General features: G+C 67.5%; 28 protein-coding genes. 16 read left to right on the top strand and 12 right to left on the bottom strand.

Going from position 1 to position 23,716, the window contains the following annotated elements; genetic code table 11:
• Positions 1 to 60: 60 nt before the first annotated feature.
• Both AC3WJT_RS04580 and AC3WJT_RS04575 read right to left on the bottom strand, forming a co-directional pair.
• Positions 61 to 2,211: a hybrid sensor histidine kinase/response regulator gene (locus AC3WJT_RS04580; protein ID WP_492341880.1), complete on the bottom strand. Its 2,151-nt coding sequence runs from the start codon at positions 2,209 to 2,211 to the stop codon at positions 61 to 63.
• A gap of 122 nt (positions 2,212 to 2,333) precedes the next feature.
• Positions 2,334 to 2,996: a glutathione S-transferase family protein gene (locus tag AC3WJT_RS04575; RefSeq protein ID WP_492341879.1), complete on the bottom strand. Its 663-nt coding sequence runs from the start codon at positions 2,994 to 2,996 to the stop codon at positions 2,334 to 2,336.
• Between the two features lie 135 nt (positions 2,997 to 3,131).
• Here AC3WJT_RS04575 and AC3WJT_RS04570 point away from each other — a divergent pair, with 135 nt between their 5' ends.
• The 6 genes from AC3WJT_RS04570 (at position 3,132) to AC3WJT_RS04545 (ending at position 8,144) form a co-directional block, all read left to right on the top strand.
• The gene (locus tag AC3WJT_RS04570) at positions 3,132 to 4,178 is read left to right on the top strand and encodes a ribonucleotide-diphosphate reductase subunit beta (RefSeq protein WP_492341878.1); all 1,047 of its coding nucleotides are present in this window, start codon (positions 3,132 to 3,134) and stop codon (positions 4,176 to 4,178) included.
• Positions 4,179 to 4,399: 221 nt separating this feature from the next.
• Positions 4,400 to 5,455 carry a hypothetical protein gene (locus AC3WJT_RS04565; protein WP_492341877.1) on the top strand — a complete coding sequence of 352 codons (1,056 nt, stop codon included), beginning with the start codon at positions 4,400 to 4,402 and terminating at the stop codon, positions 5,453 to 5,455.
• 323 nt (positions 5,456 to 5,778) lie between these two features.
• A complete protein-coding gene (locus AC3WJT_RS04560) occupies positions 5,779 to 6,390 on the top strand; it encodes a hypothetical protein (RefSeq protein WP_492341876.1) in 612 nt (203 codons plus the stop codon).
• Positions 6,391 to 6,458: 68 nt separating this feature from the next.
• Positions 6,459 to 6,857: a hypothetical protein gene (locus AC3WJT_RS04555; protein ID WP_492341875.1), complete on the top strand. Its 399-nt coding sequence runs from the start codon at positions 6,459 to 6,461 to the stop codon at positions 6,855 to 6,857.
• The gene (hfaB, locus tag AC3WJT_RS04550) at positions 6,854 to 7,720 is read left to right on the top strand and encodes a holdfast anchoring protein HfaB (protein WP_492341874.1); all 867 of its coding nucleotides are present in this window, start codon (positions 6,854 to 6,856) and stop codon (positions 7,718 to 7,720) included. Before AC3WJT_RS04555 ends, hfaB begins: the two co-directional genes overlap by 4 nt.
• Before the next feature lie 61 nt (positions 7,721 to 7,781).
• Positions 7,782 to 8,144 (top strand): phage holin family protein, encoded by a 363-nt coding sequence (locus AC3WJT_RS04545; RefSeq protein WP_492341873.1) that lies wholly within the window; start codon positions 7,782 to 7,784, stop codon positions 8,142 to 8,144.
• Positions 8,145 to 8,215: 71 nt separating this feature from the next.
• Here the strand turns inward: AC3WJT_RS04545 and groL are convergent, their stop codons facing one another.
• Positions 8,216 to 9,868, bottom strand: coding sequence for a chaperonin GroEL (gene groL / locus AC3WJT_RS04540; RefSeq protein WP_492341872.1), 1,653 nt, complete (start codon positions 9,866 to 9,868; stop codon positions 8,216 to 8,218).
• A gap of 138 nt (positions 9,869 to 10,006) precedes the next feature.
• Positions 10,007 to 10,297: a co-chaperone GroES gene (gene groES / locus AC3WJT_RS04535; RefSeq protein WP_488900142.1), complete on the bottom strand. Its 291-nt coding sequence runs from the start codon at positions 10,295 to 10,297 to the stop codon at positions 10,007 to 10,009.
• A 278-nt stretch (positions 10,298 to 10,575) separates the two neighbouring features.
• Between groES and AC3WJT_RS04530 the strand changes: the two genes are divergently transcribed.
• The 3 genes from AC3WJT_RS04530 to AC3WJT_RS04520 all read left to right on the top strand — a co-directional run bounded on the left by AC3WJT_RS04530 (position 10,576) and on the right by AC3WJT_RS04520 (position 12,866).
• Entirely contained in the window at positions 10,576 to 10,986 is a 411-nt protein-coding gene (locus tag AC3WJT_RS04530; protein WP_492341871.1) for a DUF4345 family protein, read from the top strand.
• A gap of 97 nt (positions 10,987 to 11,083) precedes the next feature.
• Positions 11,084 to 11,512, top strand: a complete 429-nt coding sequence (locus AC3WJT_RS04525) for a DUF2141 domain-containing protein (RefSeq protein ID WP_492341870.1) — start codon at positions 11,084 to 11,086, stop codon at positions 11,510 to 11,512.
• 190 nt (positions 11,513 to 11,702) lie between these two features.
• The gene (locus tag AC3WJT_RS04520; protein WP_492341869.1) at positions 11,703 to 12,866 is read left to right on the top strand and encodes a M23 family metallopeptidase; all 1,164 of its coding nucleotides are present in this window, start codon (positions 11,703 to 11,705) and stop codon (positions 12,864 to 12,866) included.
• A 130-nt stretch (positions 12,867 to 12,996) separates the two neighbouring features.
• On the opposite strand, the gene AC3WJT_RS04515 is transcribed toward AC3WJT_RS04520, so the two are convergent.
• The 4 genes from AC3WJT_RS04515 to AC3WJT_RS04500 all read right to left on the bottom strand — a co-directional run bounded on the left by AC3WJT_RS04515 (position 12,997) and on the right by AC3WJT_RS04500 (position 15,687).
• Positions 12,997 to 14,304: an acyl-CoA dehydrogenase family protein gene (locus tag AC3WJT_RS04515; protein WP_492341868.1), complete on the bottom strand. Its 1,308-nt coding sequence runs from the start codon at positions 14,302 to 14,304 to the stop codon at positions 12,997 to 12,999.
• 102 nt (positions 14,305 to 14,406) lie between these two features.
• Entirely contained in the window at positions 14,407 to 14,646 is a 240-nt protein-coding gene (locus AC3WJT_RS04510) for a helix-turn-helix domain-containing protein (protein WP_492341867.1), read from the bottom strand.
• A 4-nt stretch (positions 14,647 to 14,650) separates the two neighbouring features.
• Positions 14,651 to 15,169 (bottom strand): DUF2975 domain-containing protein, encoded by a 519-nt coding sequence (locus tag AC3WJT_RS04505; RefSeq protein WP_492341866.1) that lies wholly within the window; start codon positions 15,167 to 15,169, stop codon positions 14,651 to 14,653.
• A gap of 11 nt (positions 15,170 to 15,180) precedes the next feature.
• Positions 15,181 to 15,687, bottom strand: a complete 507-nt coding sequence (locus AC3WJT_RS04500; protein WP_492341865.1) for a hypothetical protein — start codon at positions 15,685 to 15,687, stop codon at positions 15,181 to 15,183.
• Positions 15,688 to 15,804: 117 nt separating this feature from the next.
• Between AC3WJT_RS04500 and AC3WJT_RS04495 the strand changes: the two genes are divergently transcribed.
• Positions 15,805 to 16,395, top strand: coding sequence for a GNAT family N-acetyltransferase (locus AC3WJT_RS04495; protein ID WP_492341864.1), 591 nt, complete (start codon positions 15,805 to 15,807; stop codon positions 16,393 to 16,395).
• Positions 16,396 to 16,499: 104 nt separating this feature from the next.
• Complete coding sequence (locus AC3WJT_RS04490; protein ID WP_492341863.1) at positions 16,500 to 16,976, top strand: hypothetical protein; 477 nt, start codon at positions 16,500 to 16,502, stop codon at positions 16,974 to 16,976.
• Here AC3WJT_RS04490 and AC3WJT_RS04485 read toward each other — a convergent pair.
• Both AC3WJT_RS04485 and AC3WJT_RS04480 read right to left on the bottom strand, forming a co-directional pair.
• The gene (locus AC3WJT_RS04485; protein ID WP_492341862.1) at positions 16,973 to 17,428 is read right to left on the bottom strand and encodes a DUF6265 family protein; all 456 of its coding nucleotides are present in this window, start codon (positions 17,426 to 17,428) and stop codon (positions 16,973 to 16,975) included. The two genes, AC3WJT_RS04490 and AC3WJT_RS04485, sit on opposite strands and share 4 nt — an antisense overlap.
• A gap of 49 nt (positions 17,429 to 17,477) precedes the next feature.
• Positions 17,478 to 17,936, bottom strand: coding sequence for a nucleoside deaminase (locus tag AC3WJT_RS04480; RefSeq protein ID WP_492341861.1), 459 nt, complete (start codon positions 17,934 to 17,936; stop codon positions 17,478 to 17,480).
• 80 nt (positions 17,937 to 18,016) lie between these two features.
• Here AC3WJT_RS04480 and AC3WJT_RS04475 point away from each other — a divergent pair, with 80 nt between their 5' ends.
• Positions 18,017 to 19,201 (top strand): pseudouridine synthase, encoded by a 1,185-nt coding sequence (locus tag AC3WJT_RS04475; protein ID WP_492341860.1) that lies wholly within the window; start codon positions 18,017 to 18,019, stop codon positions 19,199 to 19,201.
• 27 nt (positions 19,202 to 19,228) lie between these two features.
• Here AC3WJT_RS04475 and AC3WJT_RS04470 read toward each other — a convergent pair whose 3' ends face one another.
• Positions 19,229 to 19,918 carry a CDP-alcohol phosphatidyltransferase family protein gene (locus AC3WJT_RS04470; protein ID WP_492341859.1) on the bottom strand — a complete coding sequence of 230 codons (690 nt, stop codon included), beginning with the start codon at positions 19,916 to 19,918 and terminating at the stop codon, positions 19,229 to 19,231.
• Positions 19,915 to 20,298 carry a hypothetical protein gene (locus AC3WJT_RS04465; RefSeq protein WP_492341858.1) on the bottom strand — a complete coding sequence of 128 codons (384 nt, stop codon included), beginning with the start codon at positions 20,296 to 20,298 and terminating at the stop codon, positions 19,915 to 19,917. The genes AC3WJT_RS04470 and AC3WJT_RS04465 overlap by 4 nt, the downstream gene beginning before the upstream one ends.
• Positions 20,299 to 20,381: 83 nt before the next feature.
• Between AC3WJT_RS04465 and AC3WJT_RS04460 the strand changes: the two genes are divergently transcribed.
• The 4 genes from AC3WJT_RS04460 to AC3WJT_RS04445 all read left to right on the top strand — a co-directional run.
• Positions 20,382 to 21,353, top strand: a complete 972-nt coding sequence (locus AC3WJT_RS04460) for a phosphatidate cytidylyltransferase (protein WP_492341857.1) — start codon at positions 20,382 to 20,384, stop codon at positions 21,351 to 21,353.
• A gap of 11 nt (positions 21,354 to 21,364) precedes the next feature.
• Positions 21,365 to 22,006, top strand: coding sequence for a lysophospholipid acyltransferase family protein (locus tag AC3WJT_RS04455; RefSeq protein ID WP_492341856.1), 642 nt, complete (start codon positions 21,365 to 21,367; stop codon positions 22,004 to 22,006).
• Between the two features lie 3 nt (positions 22,007 to 22,009).
• The gene (rsmD, locus tag AC3WJT_RS04450; RefSeq protein WP_492341855.1) at positions 22,010 to 22,582 is read left to right on the top strand and encodes a 16S rRNA (guanine(966)-N(2))-methyltransferase RsmD; all 573 of its coding nucleotides are present in this window, start codon (positions 22,010 to 22,012) and stop codon (positions 22,580 to 22,582) included.
• A 287-nt stretch (positions 22,583 to 22,869) separates the two neighbouring features.
• Positions 22,870 to 23,716 (top strand): hypothetical protein (locus AC3WJT_RS04445; RefSeq protein WP_492341854.1); only part of this gene is annotated, 847 nt, incomplete at its 3' end.

Raw genomic sequence — 23,716 nt, 5'->3', positions numbered from 1 at the left:
CGGGTTCAGCGACTCTGGCGCCTCCGCCCCGCTTCGCATGCCCGAAAAGGGGGCATGTCGTCAGGCGGCGGCTCCGGCCCGGACGTCGCACTCGATGATGCGGGATATCTCGGACAGCAGCGCCGCCGGAGAAATCGGCTTGGCGACCACGCCGTTCATGCCCGCCGCGCGGTACTCGGCGCGCTGATGCACCATCACATTGGCGGTCAGCCCGATGATCGGGACGTCGGCGGCCGGCCCCTTGAGCGCGCGGATCGCCCGAGTGGCGGTGACACCGTCCATGTGCGGCATCTGGACATCCATCAGCACCAGATCGAAGGCGCCTGAGCGAGCGGCCTCGAGGCCAATCAGGCCGTCTTCCGCCTCCGAGACCGCCGCTCCCAGCCGACCCAGCATCGTGCGGGCGACAAGGCGGTTGGTGGGGTTGTCTTCCACCAGAAGAATCGAAAGTCCCGCCAACGGCCCTCCGTTCGAATCGTCGACCTCGACTGCCCCCGCCCCCGGACCGATGGCCAGAGCCGGGGATTCCGCGGCGGGCGCCTCGAAGGTCAGCCAGAAGGTGGATCCCTTCCCTTCGACGCTGGTGAAGCCGATGTCGCCGTTCATCATCCCGATCAGCGCACGCGTGATCGACAGGCCAAGGCCGGCGCCTCCGAACCTGCGCGCCGTACTGCTCTCGGCCTGTCGGAATCGCTCGAAGAGATGGGCCTGGGTTTCGGCCGTCATGCCGATGCCTGTGTCTTCGACCTCCAGCCGGACCCGACGTAGACTGTCACCGTCCGGAATCACGGAAAGGCGCGCGGTCACCTGCCCGCGGGACGTGAATTTCACGGCGTTGCCGATCAGATTGAACATGGCCTGCTGCAGGCGGACGGGATCGGCGTCGATCAGCAGGCCGTCGCCGACAATCTCGCAGTTCAGGCCCACGCCCTTTGCGCAGGCCTGCCCCCGGAGCAGGGCGACCACCGTGCGGAGCGCCTCGCCCGCATCGGTAGGTTCGGGCGTAAGGTCGAGCTGGCCCGCGTCGATCCGCGAGAAGTCGAGCACGTCGTTGAGCAGCTGGGACAGCATGCGGCCACACGCATTCGCCTGACGCATGAGCTCACGACCCTCGGCGGAAATCGGCTCACTTTCCAGCAGGTGGAGCGCCGCCAGCACGCCGTTCATCGGCGTGCGAATCTCATGGCTGACGTTGGCCAGGAACTCTGACTTGGCCTGGTTGGCCGCGTCCGCCTGGACCTTGGCCTCCTTCAGGGCCAGATCAGCTTCCACGCGCTCGGTGACGTCGCGGCTGACATTGATGATGCCGACCGGGACGCCGCGCTCGAGTACAAGGCTGACATTGCTCTGGATCCAGATCCAGCGGCCGTCCTTGTGGCGTACTCGAAATGTCAGCGCCTGCGATCGGGTTGGGTCAGCCTTCAGTCGGCGCAAGCCCTCCGCAAGGTGGGCCGTACTGTCGGGATCGATGGTGGAGAAGCGGGCCCGGCCCAGCATTTCCTCGCTTGTGTAGCCAAACACAGCGAGGCTTGCGGGCGAGACATACTGGTTCACTCCGTTCATGTCCCAACGAGCGATGACGTCCGGTATGTTGGCCGCCATGGTCTCGAAATCCCGGAGACTGGCGTTGAGACGTCGTTGGTTTTCCTGCGCTGACGGCGTGTCGATCGCGCGGCCGATATTGAAGGCCATGGTCAGGCAGATAGCGATCCAGATCGGCGTCATGGTGCGCCAGTCGTGCCCGCCAGCCACCGCCATGACGGCCAGCGCGGCGCCGGACGGCACTATGCCGGCCACCAGGAACACCACCGGCGTGTTGTAGAACAGCAGCACGAGAACAGAGACAAGGGCCGCGAACACGACGGCGCCGCTGGCCTGACCGGCCAGTCCTCCGCTGCTCCACAGCAGCGCGCCCAGCACCAGCCAGGACAGGTTGTTGGTCACATAGTTGGCGACGAAGCTTGCGCGTGTGGCGCGGCTGACCAGACCACCCGCCGCCTGGGTTCGTGTCGCGAACCAGCACCAGACCTCCAGCACCAGGTTCGCCGCCACCCAGGCCAGCGCCGCCGGCCATGGCACGACCATGGTCGCGATCAGTCCACCGGCCAGCGTCAGGCCGACCTTGACCGGAATGACCTGATGGATCGCCCTGGCGGCTTCGTCCATCAGGCGTGAGAAACCCGGATGGGTGATCGGGTCGACGGCGGGCATCGCGGAACTCCGGCTTAGCGATCCGCGACTAGGCCATGCGGGACTGGCGAGAAGCCCTAACGCCTCGTGCGGCATAACCGCCCAGCCCAATTCCCGGTTGAGTGGGGCCAGTCCGGCGGCGCCTACCGCTCCCAGCCGGGTTCGAACGGAAACCGCTCGGCCCAGAACCTCGCCAGCCTGGGGTCGGCATCGACGCGCCGGACCACCGGCGTCATGCCCGGCGCCTCGCGGTAGAAGCGGTTGCGGCCGGGGCCCCACCGGCTGACGACGGCGACATAAAGGTCGAGCACGCTGATTTCGTCGCCCAGCAGGTAGTCGCCGGCGGGCCTGATCTGCTGATCCATCATGCGCCAGCAGTCGGCGATCCGTTCGGCGGTCGCGATCTTGACCCTGTCGCCGGCGGCCTTGTCAGGACCGGCCAGACGCGACGGCTCGTCCCGAACCCAGAACATCGAATAGATCGATGCCGGGATGTAGGTCATCCAGCGCAGGAACTGCCCCCGTCGCGGATCGTCGATGGCCGGGCCGAGGCGCGCTTCGGGGTGCGCGTCGGCCAGCCAGACCAGGATCGCGCCGCTCTCGGTCATGATCTCGCCCGACGGCAGGACCAGCGCCGGGATCTGGACCAGCGGATTGACCGCCCGGACGCGGGCGAGGATCTCCTCGTCATGTTCCCAGGTTGCGCCTTCGATGACCTCGAAGGGCCGGCCTATGAGCGTCAGGGCCGCCTCGACGGGCACGCTGCCCGATCCCAAGGCGCCGTAGACGGTCAACGATTGGTTCATGGTCTTATCCACAATCTCACAACATCTTGTGGGCAGCGTCAGTGTGACCACTAGATGTGTCGCTGCAGTTTGATACGGTTGAGATCATAACGCGCCACTTCGATTCCCGCCCGCCTCCCCCCGGAGTTCGTCACCGTGACCGCCTCGTCCAAGCTGATCACCCTTCCCGGCCTGCTCACCCCGTCGGCGGCCTACAAGCCGTTCCGCTACCCGTGGGCCTACGACATGTGGAAGCGCCAGCAGCAGGTTCACTGGATGCCGGAAGAGGTGCCGCTGGGCGAGGACTGCAAGGACTGGGCGGCGAACCTGAACGACAAGGAGCGCAATCTGCTGACGCAGATTTTCCGCTTCTTCACCCAGGGCGATATCGAGGTCCAGGACAACTACATGGACCGCTACGGCCGCGTGTTCCGGCCGACCGAAGTGAAGATGATGCTCTCCTCGTTCGCCAACATGGAGACCATCCACATCGCCGCCTACGCCCTGCTGCTCGAGACGATCGGCATGCCGGAGAGCGAGTTCGGCGCCTTCATGGAATACGAGGCCATGAAGGCCAAGCACGACTACATGCAGCAGTTCGGCGTGGAGTCGAATGCCGACATCGCCCGCACCCTGGCCATGTTCGGCGGCTTCACCGAGGGGCTGCAGCTGTTCGCGTCGTTCGCGATGCTGATGAACTTCCCGCGCTTCAACAAGATGAAGGGCATGGGCCAGATTGTGTCGTGGTCGGTGCGGGACGAGAGCCTGCACTGCGAGGGGATCATCAAGCTCTACCACGCCTTCAACGCCGAGACCGGCGCGGTGACCAAGGCCGTGGCCGACGACATCATCGACTGCTGCAAGCATGTGGTCGATCTGGAAGACCGGTTCATCGACCTCGCCTTCGAGATGGGCGACGTCCAGGGCATGACCCCGCACGACATCAAGCAGTACATCCGCTTCATCGCCGACTGGCGCCTGCGCCAGCTGAAGTTGCCGGAAGTCTATGGCGTGACGGAGAACCCGCTGCCCTGGCTGCAGTCGATGCTCAGCGGCGTGGAGCACGCCAACTTCTTCGAGGCCCGCGCGACCGAATACTCCAAGGCCGCCACCCGCGGCCAATGGCACGGCGAGACCGGCGTCTGGGGCGAGTTCGACAAGCTGATGGCGCGCCGCAACGAAAACCTGCTGCCGGCTGAATAGCTCCGCCGCCGCCGCCGGCGCCTGATTTCGAGTCACCGGAGCCCCGTTTGGCCGGGCTTTCCAGGCGTAACGGCGCCCATTCGTTGGGCGTTGCGCTGAAACGTCATCCACACGCCTGAATGGTCAGGGCTGGCTAACCTATTTGCCCTAGTCGACAGGGCATGATGGCGGGTGCGAGGAGCTTTTCGACGGGCCGGGGCGGTGGCAGCCTCCAGAGCCTGATGACGGCGCGATCCTCGTCGCGGGTCCTGAATCTGGTTCAGGCGCACGAGGGCGCCGCGAAGTCCGGCGCGCCGATGGACCCGCCCCTGTTCCAGAGTCCGGTGCTGGCGCGGTCGTTCATCATCAAGCACCGTCTGCGCCCTGACGAGCGCCTGAACTTCCCGGGAATCCGGCCGACGGCGACCAAGGTCGTCATTCCCATGGACCCGCGCAACCTCGCGCTCGGCGGCAAGTCCGCATTCATCAGCGAGGCCTGGTTCGGCAACCTGATGACCGAGGCCACCGGAATCCCCGACTTCCTCAACTCACCGGATGGGATCCTGATGCGTGAGTTCGAGCGGATCCCCTCGTTCGACCCCTTCCTCCTGCGCGAATGGCTGGCCCGAATGGGGCGGACGGCCGATGCCCGATATTTCGAACTGACGCCCTCGGTGATCGCCGGGATGGAGGCGTTCGTTCTCGAGGAAATCAGCCTGCTGGTGTCAATGGCGCTCTCGGGCAAGCCGGCCACCGCCGCCGTGCTTCGCCTTGCACGCAAGATGCTGTCCAGCCAGTACGACGACGACCTGCGGCCACTGCAGGAAGTGCTGCGCATGACGCCTGACGATTTTCGGGACGGCATGTTCGGCTGGAAGGGCCTGCTCTACTACAAATGGCTGTTCCGGCGCGTCGACGCCAAGGTGCCGGCCCTGGTCAGCGGCCTGACCGAGATCCGCCCGCGCCGCCAGATCACGCGAGACCAGATCGATGAGGCGAACGCCATGATCAGGTCCATTTCCACCGGCGTGCTGGCCTGTGCGAAGTCGGTGCAGGCGAGTCTCCTCGCCTACGACACCGCCTATCGCGGCCTGACCCAGACGCAGGACCCGGTCGGGTTTCGCCAGTTTCTGCTGCGCGCGCCGCAGATGTTCCTCGATCTCGGGGAAGCCGTCGGACTGCTGGAGCATTCCGTCGACTACTGGGGCTACCGCTCGAAGGCGATCGAACCGCGGCGCTTCAGCGGCGACGACTACCTCATGCTGATCTCGGAACTGAAGGAAGGCCTGGGCGTCTAGTCAGCGTCGGCCTGTGCCGCCCCGGGACAGCCGGGCCATTCTGAACGTGCCAAAGTCTCACAGTCCGCAAGACGGCGCGCCACCGGTGCGGCCGGATGCGCGGCGCGCTGTAAACCATCCGCGGCCCGCCACTCGCCCTTCCGGGGAATCGCGCGATCGGGATTCCCCGACAAGCAAACCTGACGCAGGCGACGCGGTTACCGATGTATTAATTGGCCGAATTATTCGAACTTCAAGTTAACAATAAGAAAATGTAAATAAAACTGGCCCTTCGATTGCTTGTATTCGTTTGCCGAATAAACGGCCAAACGGAGAATACGAAAATGAAGAGCTTGTATTTCGCGGCCGTCGCCGCACTTGTCATGGGCGGTGTGTCTCAAGCCGCCGAGAGCAACGTCTCGACCAACCAGACCAACAGCGCCAACATCAAGGCCAGGCTGAACGCTACGGTCGAGGATGTTCAAAAGGACGTCTCGCTGACGTCGGCGGCGATCGCCAATACTGTCACCGTCGAGGGCGGTGCGGCGGGCTATGTGTCCAACACGCAGCGGTTCTTCGGTGACGTGAACGCCGAACTTAACGGCACCATCCGGGACGTGGCCGGGACCGTCGACCTGACCGCCGCCGCGATCGCCAACAGCGCGACGATCAACGTGGACTACGCCGGCTCGGTCTCGAACACCCAGTTCGCCAACTATGACCCGACCGCGACCGTCAACGCCACCGTGTCGGACGTGGCCGGCGACGTCAGCAGCACGGCCGCCGCGATCAGCAACACCGCCTCGATCACGGGCGACTTCGGCTACCTCGGGTCGACCCAGATCAACAACGCCGCCGTCAACGCCGTGGCCAATGTGGGCGTGCGCGATGTGACGGGCAGCGTCTCGGCCACCGCGGCTGCGATCGGCAACACCCTGACCGTCAAGGGTTTCTGACGCCGTCTGCCGGGCGCCCGCTCTTGCCCGGGCGGGCGCCCTCCCCCCTTCGCATTGGACATCCGGTCATGCCCCACCCCGCCATCACCTTCGCCAGCCTCGCGCTCTTTCTCGCAGCCGCCCCCGCGGCGATCGCCCAGACAGCGCCCCGCCCCCTGCCCACTGTCGGCTCGATGACCAGCGGCGTCGGCGGCGGAATGAGCAGCCAGCCCGCGCCGTTCGCCCTGAGGGACAGCGCCGGCAATCTGGTCATCGTCAACGGGATGCTGCAGCCCGCCGGGCGGACCGGGGGCCTCGCGGACAGCCCGTTGCCCGTGGCCGGCGGCCCGACAGCCACCGCCGTCGCCAACCAGCTGACGGTGCTGGCGACAGGCTCCTGGAACACCATCATTGTCGATGCGGTGCAGACCAACACCGGCGACATCACCGCCAATGCCGGCGCCGCCGGCAGGAAGGCCGATCGATGACCCGCGCCATTCCCCGCACCCTCGCGGCGCTGCTGACCGCCGTCGGCCTGACCGCCTGCGCCTCGACGCCGCCGAAGGTCGACACCGCCGGCTACTACGCCCGGCCCATCGGCTCGGCCCCGGCGACCGCGAATGCAACGCCCTACTCCCCGGGGCTCGTCTGCCTGGCCATGGCCGCGCGCAGCGCCGGTCGGCGCTCGCCGACCATCGCCGTGGGACGGATCGCCGACTACACCGGCAAGCAGGAGGAAGGCCTGGCCGGGCCACGCCTGACGCAAGGGGCGTCCCTGATGGCGATCACGGCGCTGGCCAAGGCCGGAGCGGAGATGGTCGAGCGGATCGACACCTCCGTCCCCGAACTGGAGCTGCGCTTCGCCAACAACAAGCTGCTGTCCGACAGCGGCCAGGCCGCCGGCGGCTATCGTCCGATCCTGGCTGGCCAGTATGCGGGATCCGACTATGTCATCGCCGGGGGGATCACCGAGCTGAACTACAACATCCGCTCGGGCGGCCTGGAGGCGGGCGTCGCCGGCTCCGGCGCGAACTCGGCCAAGGCCGTGTTCAGCGGCAAGACCTATGTGATGAACATCGGCGTCGACCTGCGCCTGATCGACACCCGCACGATGCGTATCGTCGACGTCATCAGCTACCAGAAGCAGATCATCGGGCAGGAGGTCGGCGGCGGCGCGTTCAGCTTTCTGGGGTCAAACATCGTCGACATATCCGCCGGACGGGGCGAGATGGAGCCGCTGCAGCTGGGCGTTCGCACGCTGATCGAACGGGCGTCGCTGGAGTTCATGGCCAACCTCTACGGCGTGCCCGTCCAGGGTTGCCTGCCGGCCAACGATCCGATCGGGACCTGATCAGACTGGAGGCTGCGCGCCGGCCGGGCTAGGCTGGCGCCCACCCAAGGGGAGACACCCGATGTTGCTGATCAGACTTTTCCTGCGCACCCTGGTCGGCATGGCCGGGCTGTGGCTGGCGCAGAGGTTCGTTCAGGGGATCCAGTTCAGCGACACCCAGAGCCTGGTGATCGCCGCCCTGCTGCTCGGCGTGGTCAACGCCGTGGTGCGGCCGGTGGTGTTCTTCTTCACCCTGCCGATCACCTTCATCACCCTGGGCCTGTTCCTGCTGGTGGTGAACGCCGGGATGATCGGCCTGACCGCCTGGCTGATGGACGGCTTCACCGTGGCGGGCTTCTGGCCGGCCCTGTTCGGCGCGGTCATCGTCGGCGTCGTCAGCTGGCTCGGCCACATGCTGATCGGGCCGCGGGAAGAGCGGGACTAGCCCTTCAGACAAGAAAAAGGGCGGCTCCGTTTCCGGAACCGCCCTTCATCATTTCAGCGAAGTCGACTGGACTAGAAGTCCATGTCGCCCATGCCGCCCATACCGCCGCCGGGCATGCCGCCGGCGCCGCCGCCCGAGGACTTCTTCGGGGCTTCGACGATGGCCGCTTCGGTGGTGATCAGCAGGCCGGCGACCGAAGCCGCGTCCTGCAGAGCCGTGCGGACAACCTTGGCGGGGTCGATGACGCCCATCTTCACCAGGTCGCCGTACTCTTCCGTCTGGGCGTTGAAGCCGAAGGCGGCGTCCTTGCTTTCCAGCACCTTGCCGACGACGATCGAGCCTTCAACGCCGGCGTTTTCGGCGATCTGACGGATCGGAGCCTGCAGGGCGCGGCGGACGATGGCGATGCCCGCGGTCTGGTCAGCGTTGTCGCCGATCATGCCTTCGAGGATCTTCGAGGCCTTCAGCAGCGCGATGCCGCCGCCGGGGACGATGCCTTCTTCCACGGCCGCGCGGGTCGCGTTGAGGGCGTCGTCGACGCGGTCCTTCTTTTCCTTCACTTCGACTTCCGTCACGCCGCCGACGCGAACGACCGCAACGCCGCCGGCCAGCTTGGCCAGACGTTCCTGCAGCTTTTCCTTGTCGTAGTCGGACGAGGTGTCTTCGATCTGGCGCTTGATCTGCGCGATGCGGGCTTCAATGCCGTCCTTGTCGCCAGCGCCGTCGACGATCGTGGTGTCGTCCTTGGTGATGGTGACCTTCTTGGCCTTGCCGAGCATCTCGAGGGTGACGTTCTCGAGCTTGATGCCGAGGTCTTCGCTGATCACCTGACCGCCGGTCAGGATGGCGAGGTCTTCCAGCATCGCCTTGCGGCGATCGCCGAAGCCCGGCGCCTTGACCGCCGCGACCCGCAGGCCGCCGCGCAGCTTGTTGACCACCAGCGTGGCCAGGGCTTCGCCTTCGATGTCCTCGGCGATGATCAGCAGGGGGCGGCCCGACTGAACCACGGCTTCCAGCACCGGCAGCAGGGGCTGCAGGCCCGAGAGCTTCTTTTCGAACAGCAGGATGAGCGGCTCTTCGAGCTGCACTTCCATCTTTTCGGCGTTGGTCACGAAGTAGGGCGACAGGTAGCCGCGGTCGAACTGCATGCCTTCGACGACGTCGAGTTCGGTCTCGGCGGTCTTGGCTTCTTCAACCGTGATGACGCCTTCGTTGCCGACCTTTTCCATGGCGCGGGCGATCATCTCGCCGACTTCGGCGTCGCCGTTGGCCGAGATGGTGCCGACCTGGGCGATTTCGCTGTTGGCCGAGACCTTCTTGGAGGTCGACTTGATCTCCTCGACGACCTTGATCACGGCCTTGTCGATGCCGCGCTTCAGATCCATCGGGTTCATGCCGGCCGCAACCGATTTCAGACCTTCGACCACGATGGCCTGGGCCAGAACGGTGGCGGTCGTCGTGCCGTCGCCGGCCTTGTCGTTGGTCTTGGAAGCGACTTCGCGGATCAGCTGGGCGCCGAGGTTCTCGAAGCGGTCAGCCAGTTCGATTTCCTTGGCGACCGAGACGCCGTCCTTGGTCGAGCGCGGGGCGCCGAAGGACTTTTCGATCACGACATTGCGGCCCTTGGGGCCGAGGGTCACCTTCACCGCGTTGGCGAGGATGTTGACGCCGCGCAGCATGCGGTCGCGCGCGTCGGAAGAGAAATAGACGTCTTTAGCGGCCATTTCGGAGCTCTCTTTCTTGGCATCCCTCGATCCGCTCACCCCGGCGAATGCCGGGGTCCAGATCGTAGAGGGACTAGGTTCAGGTCAAATTGCGCTGGTCAGCGGCTGTATCCGGGTCCCGGCTGTCGCCGGAGGGTCTTACTTCTCGACCACGCCCAGGACGTCGCTTTCCTTCATGATCAGCAGGTCTTCGCCGTCCACCTTCACTTCGGTGCCGGACCACTTGCCGAACAGGATGCGGTCGCCCGCCTTCACGTCGAGAGCGTGGACCTTGCCGGCGTCGTCGCGGGCGCCGGGTCCGACGGCGATCACTTCGCCTTCCTGCGGCTTTTCCTTGACCGTGTCGGGGATGATGATCCCGCCCTTGGTCTTCTGTTCTTCCTCGACACGCTTCACAAGGACGCGGTCGCCAAGAGGACGAAACTTCATCGGGTCGTCTCCGTATGCGAATTGCTTGTTTGAATGGTCTTCGCCGACCATCGGGGGGCCGCTGTTAGCAGTCTTGATCCCCGAGTGCCAACGACGGTGGGCAGTTAGGTGCGCGGACCTGTCGAGTCAAGGGAACGGCCGGCGATTGAGGCCCTCCCGACGGCCGATTTTAACCGATAAGGTCGGGGCCGCATGAGGAGCCCCCATGCATGATCCTGTCAGCGCGACGGTCAGCGACCTGACCGGGCCGCCTGGCCGTCACAGTCCGGAGCAGACCCTTGATTCCCTACGTCCTCGCCGTGTTCGCCTGCTGTCTGGCGGGAGGTCTGGGCGGCTATGTGCTGGCCCGCCCGCATGAGGCGCTGGCGAAGCGCGGCCTGGCCTCGCTGGAGGGAACGCCGGGCGCTCTCCCAGCGGCGCGAAGCTTCGGGGCGATGCTGCTGATGTCCCACGCGGGCGCCGCCGGGCTGCTCGGCTACTACCCGTCGGTCGGCGCCAGCATGGCCCTGGCTCTGTCGCTGCTGTGGGCGGGTTCAGCCATCGGCCGGCTGGCGTCCAGCGTGCTCGACGGCCAGGCCGACCCGGCGGGCATCCAGGGCCTGCTGCTGGATGTGCTGATGGGACTGACCCTGTCGCTGCCCTTCTGGGCCAGCCGCCAGCTGACCGCGGGGCCGGTGTTCAACGTTTGAAGGCGTCCACCCTCCCCCCAAGGAGGAGGCAAAGCCCACCCTTGACGACAGATCACTTTGCTTTTTAAAGTGCCTTATCGGAACAAGGAGACACCCCATGACACGAGTTGGATTGAGCCTGGCCACGCTGCTGATCGGCGCAGGTATGGCGACTGCGGCGGCGGCCGCGGATGTGACGGTGACGCTCACCGGCGTGCAGGCGCAGGGCGGCCAGATGCTGGTCTCGCTGCAGACGCGGGAGCAGTTCATGAAGCCGCAGGGCGCCAACGGCGCCACGGGCCCCGCCCAAGCGGGCGCCCAGGTGTTCACGGTCCAGGACGTCGCGCCCGGCGACTATGCCGTGATGGTCCTGCACGACGCCGACAACGACTGGTCCATGGACCGGCAGGCCAACGGCATGCCAGCCGAGGGCTGGGGCATGAGCGGCCAGGCGCCGACCAATCGCGCGCCGACGTTTGACGAAGTGAAGTTCACGGTTCCCGCCGACGGCGGCGCCGTGACCATCGCGCTGGTCTATCCGCAGTGACCGGGAGCCCGGCCATGACGCGTGCCGTCATCGCGGCCGTGGCCGGGCTTTCCCTGCTTGCGGTGACCGACCGGGTCGTCGCGGCGGATGAGGCCGACCTCCGGGTGAGGATTCGCCTTACCGCGAATTAAGCGGCAGCGAGCGTCGCCCTGTGTTTCCTTCCGCGAAACAAACCGCTGGAGGGCTGTCCATGCGCACGCCGATCATCGCCAGTTTCCTGCTTGCCCTTGCCCTGGCCGGGACCGCCCAGGCGCAGACCGCCCCCGCGTCGGTGAGGACGTTCCCGCACGCGCCGCTGCACATCTATCCGCTCGACAGCGCCCGCGGCGTCCAGAGCCTGCTCCTGCCGAACGCCGCCATCATCAATACAGGCGCCGCGCCGATCACCGTCGACAGCCTGCTGTTCGAGGTGATGCGCGGCGGCGATGTCATGGAAACCCGGACTCTGCACGCCGCCGATCTCGACCGCACGGCGAAGGGCGGCGCCGGCCTGCAGGCCTCCGGCATGATGGGCCAGCTCGGCTTCCTGTTCGGCGACGTCCTGGGCGAGCCCGCCTCGGCGCTGGCTTCCAGCCCGGCGCTGGCGCCCGGACAGGGCCTGCTGGTGACGAACCAGCTGTTCGCCTGGACCGGTTCGCGGGACGCCTTGCGCATCACGGCCCGCGCCGCCGACGGGACCCTGCTCGGCCAGTCGACGATCGCGATCGACAGCACGCCGCCGCAAGCCCGCTACATCTTCCCGCTGGCCGGCCGGCTCTACGTCCAGGCCGGGCCGACCCCGCACACCCATCACCGCTGGGCGCCCCCCGAAGCGTTCGCGTACGACATCGTCCGTCTGGCCGACGGAGGCGCGACCCACCGGGGCGATGGCGTGAAATTCACCGACTACGCCGTCTACGGCGCGAGTATTCGGGCCGCCGCGGACGGCGAGGTCGTCGCCGTGGTCTCCGACCAGATCGAGGATCCGGCGCAGTTCCGGCGGCCGGACGAGACAACCGAGGCCTACGCCGAACGCGTCCAGGCCTGGCAGGCCGAGGGCATGGCCAAGGGATCGGCGTTCCTCGCCGGCAACTACGTCGTGATCCGGCATCCGTGGGGGGAATTCAGCGTCTACGCCCACATGAAGCCGGGCTCTGCGCGGGTGAAGCCCGGCCAGACCGTCCAGGCCGGCGCGGTGATCGGCCAGGTGGGAAGCTCAGGCTCCTCGACCGAGCCGCATCTGCATTTCCACGTCTGCGACGGACCTGGACCGATCGACTGCGTGGGTGTTCCGGTCGCCTTCACCGGCGTCGAGGTTCCGTGGGCCTTCACGGCCGGCGCCATCCAGAGCGGGGACGTCGTCGAGGCGAAGTAGCTCTGAGGGGCACGTGCCTTCGGTAGGTGTCGCCGCGCCAGGAAAAACCCCGCCGGCGTTTCCACCGGCGGGGCTGATCAGGTTAGCTGGATCAGGGGACACGTACCCTCGGTAAGTGTCCCCGTGCGTCCTAGCGGATGCCGGCGACTTCCAGGCTGCGCTCGCGCTCGGCCTTCTGCTGCATCTTCAGGTCGCCGTACTTGCCGAATTCATCGCGGGCGATGGTGCGGCAGTGGACTTCGTCCGGGCCGTCCGCCAGGCGCAGGGTGCGCTGGTGGGCGTAGGCGGAGGCGAGACCGAAGTCGGTGGTCACGCCGGCGCCGCCGTGGGCCTGGATGGCGTCGTCGATGATCTTCAGGGCGATGCGGGGCGCCGCCACCTTGATCATGGCGATCTCCAGACGGGCCGACTTGTTGCCGGCCTTGTCCATCATGTCCGCCGCCTTGAGGCACAGCAGACGGCACATCTCGATGTCGATGCGGGCTTCGGCGACGCGCTGTTCCCAGACCGAGTGATCGGACAGGTACTTGCCGAACGCCTTGCGGCTCATCAGACGCTTGCACATCTTTTCCAGCGCGACTTCCGCCGTGCCGATGGTGCGCATGCAGTGGTGGATACGGCCCGGGCCAAGTCGCCCCTGGGCGATCTCGAAGCCGCGGCCCTCGCCGAGCAGCAGCGCGTCCTCGACCTTCACCCGGACGTTCTTCAGCAGAACCTCGGCGTGGCCGTGCGGGGCGTCGTCGTAGCCGAACACCGGCAGCATGCGGACGATCTCGATGCCCGGCGCGTCGAGCGGCACGAGAACCTGCGACTGCTGGGCGTGACGGCTGGCGTTCGTCGGGTCGGTCTTGCCCATGACGATCGCCACCTTGCAGCGCGGATCGCCCACGCCGGACGACCACCACTTGCGGCCGTTGATGACGTACTCGTCGCCTTCGCGACGGATGTCGGTTTCGATGTTGGTGGCGTCCGAGGAGGCGACGTCGGGCTCGGTCATCAGGAAGGCCGAGCGGATCTCGCCGTTCATCAGCGGCTTCAGCCAGCGATGCTTCTGCTCCAGCGTGCCGTAACGCATCAGCACTTCCATGTTGCCGGTGTCCGGCGCGGAGCAGTTGAACACCTCGGACGCGAAGCCGATCTTGCCCATCTGCTCGGCGATCATGCTGTATTCGAGGTTGGTCAGCTGGATGCCTTCGAACTGGAAGGTGTCATCCACATGGGTCTGGCCACTGTGCGGCGGCATGAAGAAGTTCCACAGGCCGGCGGCCTTGGCCTTGGCCTTCAGCTCTTCGACGACCTGCACGACCTTCCAGCGCTCGTCGCCGAGGACGTTCATTTCCTCGTTGTAGCGGGGGATCGCCGGGGCGATGTGCTCGTCCATGAACGCGACGACGCGGTCGAGGAACTGGCGCTGTTTGGGAGAGATATCGAAGTCCATGGGTCGGCCCTGCCCTTTTCAAACGGTTGTTTGAGCGCAAGGTAACGGCGGGTGACGTCAGGGGCAAGCTTCAAACCAATCCTCCCCCCACAGCGGGGAGGACTACGGTTCTTCAACCACCGCCGCCATGTCCCCCTCGTCATACCGGTAGTCCAGCAACTCCCCGGGCGTGCACTCCAGAACCGCGCAGAGCTTGGACAGGGTGTCGAACCGCATCCCCCGCACCTTGCCGGTCCGCAGCAGGGAGAGCTGGGTCTCGGACAGGCCGATACGCTGGGCCAGATCCCGCGCCTTCATCTTGCGGCGGGCCAGCATGATGTCGAGGGTGACGATAACGGGCACGGGCCTAAATGATCTCGTCGAGTTGGGACTGCAGCCGGCGGGCCTGGGCCATCATCTTGCCGAGGATCAGGATCGCCCCGCCGATCACGGCGATCACCCAGGTCTCCATCTCGAGATGGAAGCCCGCGAAGCCGTACTCGCCGTCCAGCCAGCTCTTGATCCAGGGCACGATCACCGCACTGGCGGCCGCGCCCCACAGCAGGGAAGAGCCGACTTCGGCCAGACCGTCGGAGTTGGCGCGGGAGAACAGCTCACCCCTGGCCACCCGGCCAAAGATGCGCGCCGCCGCCAGCACGCCGCTGAGGTAGATCAGCGCCGGCAGCACATCGACCATCCGCGACAATACCGGCGGCAGGGCCAACCTGAGACCGGCCCAGTCGCCGTACCTGATCGCATCGTTCGCCGGACCAATGAGCGTGAACAGCTTCAGGAAGACGAGGAACTGCAGGGCCAGCGTCACCACCGCGATCCATGCGATCACTTCGAAGGTCTTGGCCTGGTCGGTCAACTTGGCGTTGGACATGTGATTTCCCCCTAGATGATTTCGTCGAGCTCGGACCGCAACGCGGTCGCCCGGGCGTGAACGAGGCCCAGCATCTGGATCAGGCCGCCGATCACCGCGATGAGCATGTCCTGCGGCTGGGTGCGGAAGCGCAGCGCGCCCAGGTCGAGCCAGTCGACGACGGCCGGCGTCACGATCATGGCGACGAGCGCGCCCATCGACAGCCAGCCTCCGACCGCACCCAGCGTCGCGCTGTTGCGGGCGCTGAAGATCTCGCCCGTGGCGATCCGGCCAAAAATGCCGCCCGCCGCCAGCACGGCGCCCGCGTAGCAGAAGCTGGGCAGCGCCAGGGCCAGCCCCTTGAGGCAACCGTCGATCTCCAGCTGGGTGAGACCGCTCCCGAACAGGGCGAACAGGAAGGGGATCACCTCGCCTGTGCGCAGATAGTTGAGGACGGTCCCCACCACGATGATGGTCGCGGCCGCCTGCAGGAAGATGGCCTGCCGGCGAAGAAACTTGTCCGAGGCGTCGTACGGCATGGAGGCCGCTCCAGCTGTGATGTTGATATTTTTATATAAGACATAAATTTTCTGAGACGCCACATTAAATCTTCGTAGGCTGTTCACAACCGCCTTCGCCTTCGGCAAGCTGTCGCCATGAACCTGAAAGCCAAAGTCCTCAAAGGCCGCTACGTCCGGCTCGAACCGATCACCGCCGAGCACAGGGACGAACTGCGCGGCGCCATCGATTGCGACCCCGAAGCCTGGGAGATCATGTCGGTCAACGGCTGCGGCGAGGGCTTCAGCGACTGGTGGGGCGCGCTGCAGGGTGAGACCGGTCGCGGCGAGCGGATCGGCTACGCGATCCGCCGACTGTCCGACAAGAGGATCGTCGGAACCTCGAGCTTTCTCAACATCCGTCGCCTGCACAAGGGCGTCGAGATCGGCGCGACCTTCCTGCATCCGGACGTGCGGTCCGGTCCGGTGAACCCCGAATCGAAGCGGCTGATGCTGACCCAGGCCTTCGACGCCGGCGCGATCCGGGTGGAGTTCATGATCGACGAACGCAACGCCCGCAGCGAGGCGGCCGTGCTGAAGCTGGGCGCCACGAAGGAAGGCACCCTGCGCAACCACAAGATCACCTGGACCGGTCATGTCCGGGACACGGCCGTCCTGTCGATCTGCGACTACGACTGGCAGGGCGTGAAGGAGCGGCTGGACTTCCGCCTGCAGGAAATCGTCACCTAGCCGGCGTCGCGGCCTGCGACCTGACGACGCAACCAGTCATTGTGCGACAACGCGTCACACGCAACCAAGGGTTTCTGGTAACTACCGCGAGCCAGGGTGTGGTCATGACCGCACTCGCCTGTCTCCGCATCCTGATTGACCCGGCCGCTGATGGCTGCGGCGCTTCGAGCCTGATGGTTCGGCGCGTCGCCGCCGCCTTCCTGGTGAGCCGATGGTCGAGACCGCGTCGCTTCGGCGAAGTCGCGGCGGGCGTGTTCCTTCTGACCGACCCGGGCGCCGCCAGCATCGATCCGGACGAACTGATCCCCCTTGCGATGGAACTGCGCCAGGAGGCGGTCACGCTCGCCCTGCTTCAGGGCGACGAGGCCGCCGCAACCTGTTTCACCGCCCTGCACGACTCTGACCTGCGTTCGGTGCTGGCCGGCCGGCTGGTGGTCGACGACATGCCCGGACAGTTAAGTCAGGTCACGGCGGACGGCGTACGGGCTGTCGAGCCTTCGCCCGACTTCCCGCCGTTGCACCTGATCATCGAGAGTACGCCGCTGCGGTCAACGCCGGAGGGCCTGCGCCTGGCCGGTTAGGGGACGCGGCGGTAGCGCCAGTCCATGCCCTGTGTCTGGCCGTTGATCGCGCCCTCGATCCGCGCGCAGAGATCCTCGCCGCATTTCCGGTAGATCACCCGCTGCGGGAAGTCGTGATCTGGGTTCTCGAACACCGCCTCGCCCGGCGCGCCCGGCCGGAGCACGAAGGCCGTCGGAGCCTGGCCGGCGACATAGGCGGTGAAGGTCACGCCTGCGGACCCGGTGGTGATTGTGCTGAACTCGGTCGAGGCGGGTTTGCCCGGGCGGTGGGTCTGGGTGACGCCCGCCATGGCCCCCTGGACAGGCGGCAACCAGGTTTCGCGAACGACCTTGCCGCCCGCCTCCTGCGTCCAGCTGCCGGCCATCCAGGCGAGGTCCTCGACCTTCGACGCCTCTCCGGCCACGGCGGGCGAGGCGGTCAACAACAGCACGACGAATGCGATGGTCTTCATGACGATGCCTCCGGCGTCCGGGGCAGTGTGCTCCGATCAGTCCCGGACGTCACTTCCCGCGCCGGGCCCGGAAGAAGCCGCGCAGCAGGTCGGCGCTTTCGTCCGCCAGCACGCCCCCGGCGACCTCCGGCCGCCAGTGGCAGGTCGGCTGATCGAAGAAGCGGGCTCCATGGATCACAGCCCCGCCCTTGGGGTCGTCGGCGCCGAACACGACCCGGCCGATGCGCGCGTGACTGATCGCGCCGGCGCACATGGCGCAGGGCTCCAGCGTGACCACCAGCGTCAGGCCGGTCAGGCGGTAGTTGCCGAGGCTCGCCGCCGCGCGCCGCATCGCCACGATCTCGGCGTGCGCGGTCGGGTCATGGGCGCCGATGGGACCATTGCCTGCGCGCGCCAGCACCACCCCTGTCGCCGGATCCAGAATCACTGCGCCGACGGGCGTTTCGCCGCGCGCGGCGGCGTCCCGCGCCTCGGCGAGGGCGATCTGCATCGCGTCGTGATCGCTCAAGGTCGTCAGGGGGCCGTTTCCGTGCTTAAAGGGCCGGGTATCGCCGGGAGGCGACACAGCCTTCTAACGGAGCCGGTCACATGACTGCACAGGATTCTTCCCAACAGAATGATCGCGTCGCCAAGGTCCTGGCCAGGGCCGGGGTCGCCTCGCGCCGCGAAGTCGAGCGGCTGATCGAGGAAGGCCGCGTGGCGATCAACGGCCAGACCCTGACCACGCCGGCCGTAAAGGTCGAGCCCGGCGACATCGTCACCGTCGACGGCGAGGTGGTCGGCGGCAAGGAGCCGACCCGTGTCTTCCGCTACCACAAGCCGGTCGGCCTGCTGACCAGCCACAACGACCCGGCCGGCCGGCCGACGGTGTTCGACGCCCTGCCCGAGGGCCTGCCGCGCGTCATCTCCATCGGGCGGCTGGACATCAATTCCGAAGGCCTGCTGCTGCTGACCAACGACGGGGAGCTGTCGCGGGCGCTGGAGCTGCCGTCGAGCGGCTGGGTGCGCCGCTACCGGGCGCGCGCCTTCGGCTACACGACCCAGGAGAAGCTCGACACGCTGAAGAACGGCATCACCGTCGAGGGCGTGCGCTACGGGGCGATCGACGCCAACCTCGACAAGGCCACGGGCGACCGGGACGGCGCGCGCAACGTCTGGATCACGGTCACCCTGTCCGAAGGCAAGAACCGCGAGGTCCGCCGCGTACTCGAAGCCATCGGGTTGAAGGTGAACCGCCTGCTGCGCCTCAGCTACGGGCCGTTTTCGCTGGGCACGCTGGCGGCCGGCGAGGTCGAGGAGGTCGGGCCGCGGGTGATCCGCGAACTGCTGGCCGACTTCATCCCCGCCGCCAACATGCCGACCGGCGCTGCGGTGCAGTTCAGGGCCGCCCTGTCAGCGGGTCGCCGCAGCGGCGCGGAAGACGGCGTCGGCGGCGCGGCGCCCGCGGCGAAGCCGCATCGGAACGCGCTGCGTCCCGGTCAGGAGAGCGGCGAGCTGAAGGGCGAACGTCAGGCGAAGAAGCCCGGCTGGGCCAAGGCCAAGCCGAGGAAGCCCGGCGGCCTGCGCACGCCGAAGAAGGCGGCGCCGGCGGCGAAGGCCGGTGCGAAGAAGCACTGGAGCGAAACGCCCAAGGCGGCGCGGGCGGCCGGAGCCGACAGGCCGCGGACCTACGCCAAACCCACGGGCGCGGCGAAGCCCGCGGGACCGCGCGGACCGCGTCCGACAGCGGCCCCCAAAGGCCCTCGCAGCGGCGGTCCGGCGAAGCGCAAATAGAGCCCTTCTCCCGCGACAGGAGGAGGACTATCGCGTGCGTTCCTGCTCCGACTGCCGCTCTTCCAGGCGCAGGGCCAGGGTCCGGGTCCGGCGGATCAGGGTCCAGACGGTACCCGCCGCGATCACCCCAAGGCCGATCATCAGCACCTGCCCCTGCCCGCCCCACAGCGGCTCCAGCGCGCTGACCACGCAGGCGACCGTCAGGGCGAACATGCGGTGGGGCTTGGCCATCGGGCCGGAGAAGTCGGCGGGAAAGTCGAGGCCGCGCCCGAGCTCGCGGACATAGGCCGTCATCACCGCCAGCAACGCCGCCAGCCAGCCCAGCCAGGAGCCGGCCGTCAGCCCCATCGCCCAGGCCCCATAGCCCGCGCCGACGAGGAACAGGGCGTCGGCGACCCGGTCGGGCAGCTCGTTCCAGATCGCCCCCGCGCTGGAGCCGAGGCCATGCTCGACCGCGACCATCCCGTCGAGCATGTTGGCCAGCAGTCGCAGCTGGATGCAGATCGCCGCGCCGATCAGGCAGGCGGCGCGCAGCCCGGCCTGGTCCTCCAGCCCGCTGATCATCAGAAGCCCCGCCCCGAGCACGGCGAAGACGACCGAGAACAGCGAGATGATGTCGGGGCTGATCCGCGCCCGTCCAAGCCGCGCTGCGAGCGCGCCGGCCCAGGCTTTCGACCGGGTCTTCAGCGGACGACGGTTCTCGGGGGTCTCGGTCATGCGGCGCTCCGGCGGGCCCGGACCAGGCCGGCGTTGTAAACGATGGCGTAGAGGGTCGAGACGCTCCACGGAAAGGCGATGGTCGCAAGGAGCTCGGGCGTGCCGATCAGCGTATGAACGAGCACCAGCAGCACGAGAATCGAGCCGGCCGTCACCGCGGGCGGGATCATGTAGGCGAAGAGACCGCCGAGCCGGCCATCCAGCGCCTCCAGCGTCTTCTTGAGCGCTCCGGTCAGGGCGCCGGACAGCGTCCCCTGGGCCAGCGCGGGCAGCCAGGCGGCGCCCAGACCGTGCGCGCGATTGGCGAACAGGGCCCAGCCGCCCATCAGCAGGAAGCCGAACGCGACATGGACCAGACTGGACCGGAGCAACCTCTGCATGCGCGAAGCCTTGACCGGATCGCTCCGCACGGCAAGGTCTCCCCGGCGCGCCCTTCGGGGGCCGGCCGGATCAGGACCTGACCATGGATATCATCCGGCTGATCGTCGACTTTCACAACGCCCAGCCGATGTCGCTGCTGTGGGGTCTGGGCGGGATCTTCGCCCTGCTCGTGCTCGGAAGCCTGGTGGCGGCGGTGCTGACCGTGGCCCGCCCGTCGAAGGACTACCGCGAACTGCGCCAGCGGATGTCGAGCTGGTGGGTGATGGTCCTGTTGCTGGCCGCCGCACTGCTGGCGGGATGGCAGGCGACCCTGGCGCTGTTCGCCGTGGTGTCGTTCATCGCCCTGCGCGAGTTCCTGTCGCTGGCCCCGACGCGGCGCGAGGACCGGCTGATCATCCTCGGCTGCTATCTGACCATCCCGGTCAGCTACGCCTTCGTCGCCGCCGACATCTACGGCATCTACCTCGTCATCATCCCGGTCTACGCCTTCCTGATCCTGCCCTGGCTGATGGCGGTGATCGGCCAGACGAAGGGCTATCTGTCGAGCGTCGCCCTGTTCCACTGGGGGCTGATGACCTGCGTCTACAACATCGGCTACGCGGCCTTTCTGATGCGGACCCCGGCGGACCAGGCGCCGGCGGGCGCGGCGGGTCTGGTGTTCTTCCTGCTGGTCGCCACCGAGTTCAACGACGTGGCGCAGTATGTCTGGGGCAAGCTGTTCGGGCGCAACAAGATCATCCCCAAGGTCAGCCCCAACAAGACCTGGGAGGGCTTCCTCGGCGGATGGGCCAGCACCGCGGCGCTGATCTGGTTCGTCGGGCCGCTGTTCCTGCCGCTCGGCGGCGTCGGCCTCGCCACCCTCGCCGTCGTGCTGCCGGTCTCCGGCTTCGCGGGCGATGTGACGATGAGCGCGATCAAGCGCGACATCGGGGTCAAGGACACATCGCACCTGATCCCCGGTCACGGCGGCATCCTCGACCGGATTGACAGCCTTACCTTCACCGCGCCGTTGTACTTCCACCTCCTCGCCTGGTTCTCGCTGGCGAAGTTCTGAGGGGACGCGTCGTGACCTGGGTTCGCTGGCTGCTTCTGTTGCTGATCGTCCGGCCGATCGCGCGATTCCTCACCGGGGCCGACGTGAGCGGGCGCGAGCACCTGCCGCTGAAGGGCCCGGCCATCGTCGCGGCCAACCACAACAGCCACATGGACACCCTGCTTCTGCTGAGTATCTTCCCCAGTCGGGCGGTGATGCGGGTGCGGCCGGCGGCGGCGTCCGACTACTTTCTGCGGGATCCGGTGATCGGCTGGTTCTCGCGCAACCTGATCGGCATCGTGCCCATCGCGCGCGGCAAGGCCGGGACCGGCGAGGATGTGCTTGCCCCGGCCCGCGAGGCCCTGGCGGCCGGCGACATCATCGTGGTCTTCCCGGAAGGCACGCGCGGCGACGCCTCCGACGAGATGGCGGCGCTCAAGAGCGGCGTCGCCCGGCTGGCAGAAGCCTTTCCTGACGCCCCCGTGACGCCGGTGTGGATCCAGGGCGCCGGCCGCGTTCTGCCCAAGGGCGAGGTGATCCCCGTGCCGCTGAACTGCGCCGTGCTGATCGGACCGCCCGTCCACTGGGAGGGCAAGCGCGGCGAATTCATGGACGGGCTGCGGACCGCGCTGCTATCGCTGAAGGCCGAAGCGCCCCCGCTTCGCTGGAGCTGAAGCGTGCGTATCGTGTCCGGCGCCCATCGCGGGCGGCCTCTCAAGACCCCGCCGGGCGAGGCGACCCGTCCGACAAGCGACCGGGCGCGGCAGGCGGTGTTCAACATCCTCGAGCACGCCCCCTGGGCCGGCGACCTGCCCGGCGCGCGGGTCATCGATCTGTTCGCCGGGTCCGGCGCGCTGGGGTTCGAGGCTGTGTCGCGCGGCGCGGCCTTCTGCCTGTTCGTCGAGACCGACGAAGCGGCGCGCGGCGCGATCCGCGAGAACATCGACGCGCTGGGTCTGTTCGGGGCCACCCGCATTCACCGCCGCGACGCGACCGACCTGGGCCAGCGCCCGGCGAGCGCGGGTGAGCCGTTCGACCTGGCCTTCCTCGACCCGCCCTATCGCAAGGGCCTCTGCGAACCGGCCCTGGCCGGGCTGGCGAGCGGCGGCTGGCTCAAGCCCGGCGCCGTGCTGATGGTCGAACGGGCCAGCGACGAGATCGACCTGGCTCCCCCCGGCTTCGAGACGCTGGACGCGCGCGACTACGGGGCCGCCCGGGTGCAGTTCCTGCGCTACGCCCCGGGCGACTGACGTCCGACAGGGCGACGAAGGCGTGTCGCTCGCCGGGCCCGTCGTCCGAAGCACCGACAGGTGATCGCCGGGCCGCAACCCTTGTCGATGCATGGAACCGATTGACGCGATGACCTGAACCGGCGGTGAACGACCGCTCGAACCTGTTTCTCTACTGGCGCGCAACCTATGCCGCGCAGGGCCGTTTCCGAGGCAGCCACGAACCGACACTGCCGCGCCACGCGGCTCCGGCCGGCATGTGACCCCCTCGACGCTGGTATCCGGCGCCTTCTCGCAAAGAGACCGTTATGACGAAATTCAACACCATGGCCTTCCTGGCCGCCAGCGCGTTGGCACTGACCGCCGTTCCGGCGCAGGCCCAGTACCGCGCCTCCCCGGCCCAGAGCCTCTCGGGCTCGTGCCAGGACATCGAAACCCTGAACAGCGGCTATGTGACCGCCGTCTGCCGCGCCAACGACGGTCGCTGGCGCTGGAGCTCGATCTACTATCCGCACTGCCGCAGCGACATCGCCAATCGTGACGGCGTCCTGTCCTGTGTCGGCGCCCAGGGCAGCGCCGGGTCCTACATCGAGCCGCGTTCGTCCGGCCAGGCCGCCGTCGGCGCGATCGTCGGCATCATCGCCGGGGCGCTGCTCGGCGGCAGCGACCAGACCCTCTATGAACCCGGCGCGCGCTACCCGGTCTGGGGCGAGCGCGGCTATGGCGACCCCCGCACGGATCCGCGCTTCGGCGAGCAGGGCTGGGGCTACGGCTCGCAAGGCCAGTGGGTCTCGATCTCCCGGCGTCAGGCGTGGCTGGAGCGTCGCATCAGCCAGGGCGAACAGCAGAGGACGCTGACCCGCTCGGAAGCCGGCGTCCTGCGTCGCGAACTTTCTTCGCTGATCACCCTTGAGCGCCGGTACAGCGCCGGCGGCCTGTCGGTGCGGGAGCGGGCCGATCTGGACCGTCGCTTCGACGCCCTCAGCATGCGGATCAGGCTTGAACGCCAGGACAGCGACGGCGGCTGGACCAACATCAACCAGCGCCAGGCCCAGCTTGACGCGCGCATCGACGCGGGCGTCCGCAATGGCTCGATCTCGAACCAGGAAGCGACCCGCCTCCGCGCCGAGTTCCAGACCATCGCCCGGCTCGAGG

It is taken from the genome of Caulobacter sp. FW305-C-30-S16, from assembly GCF_058783025.1.
The sequence above is the reverse complement of the archived record's forward strand: the minus strand, read 5'-3'. Positions and strand labels throughout refer to the sequence as shown.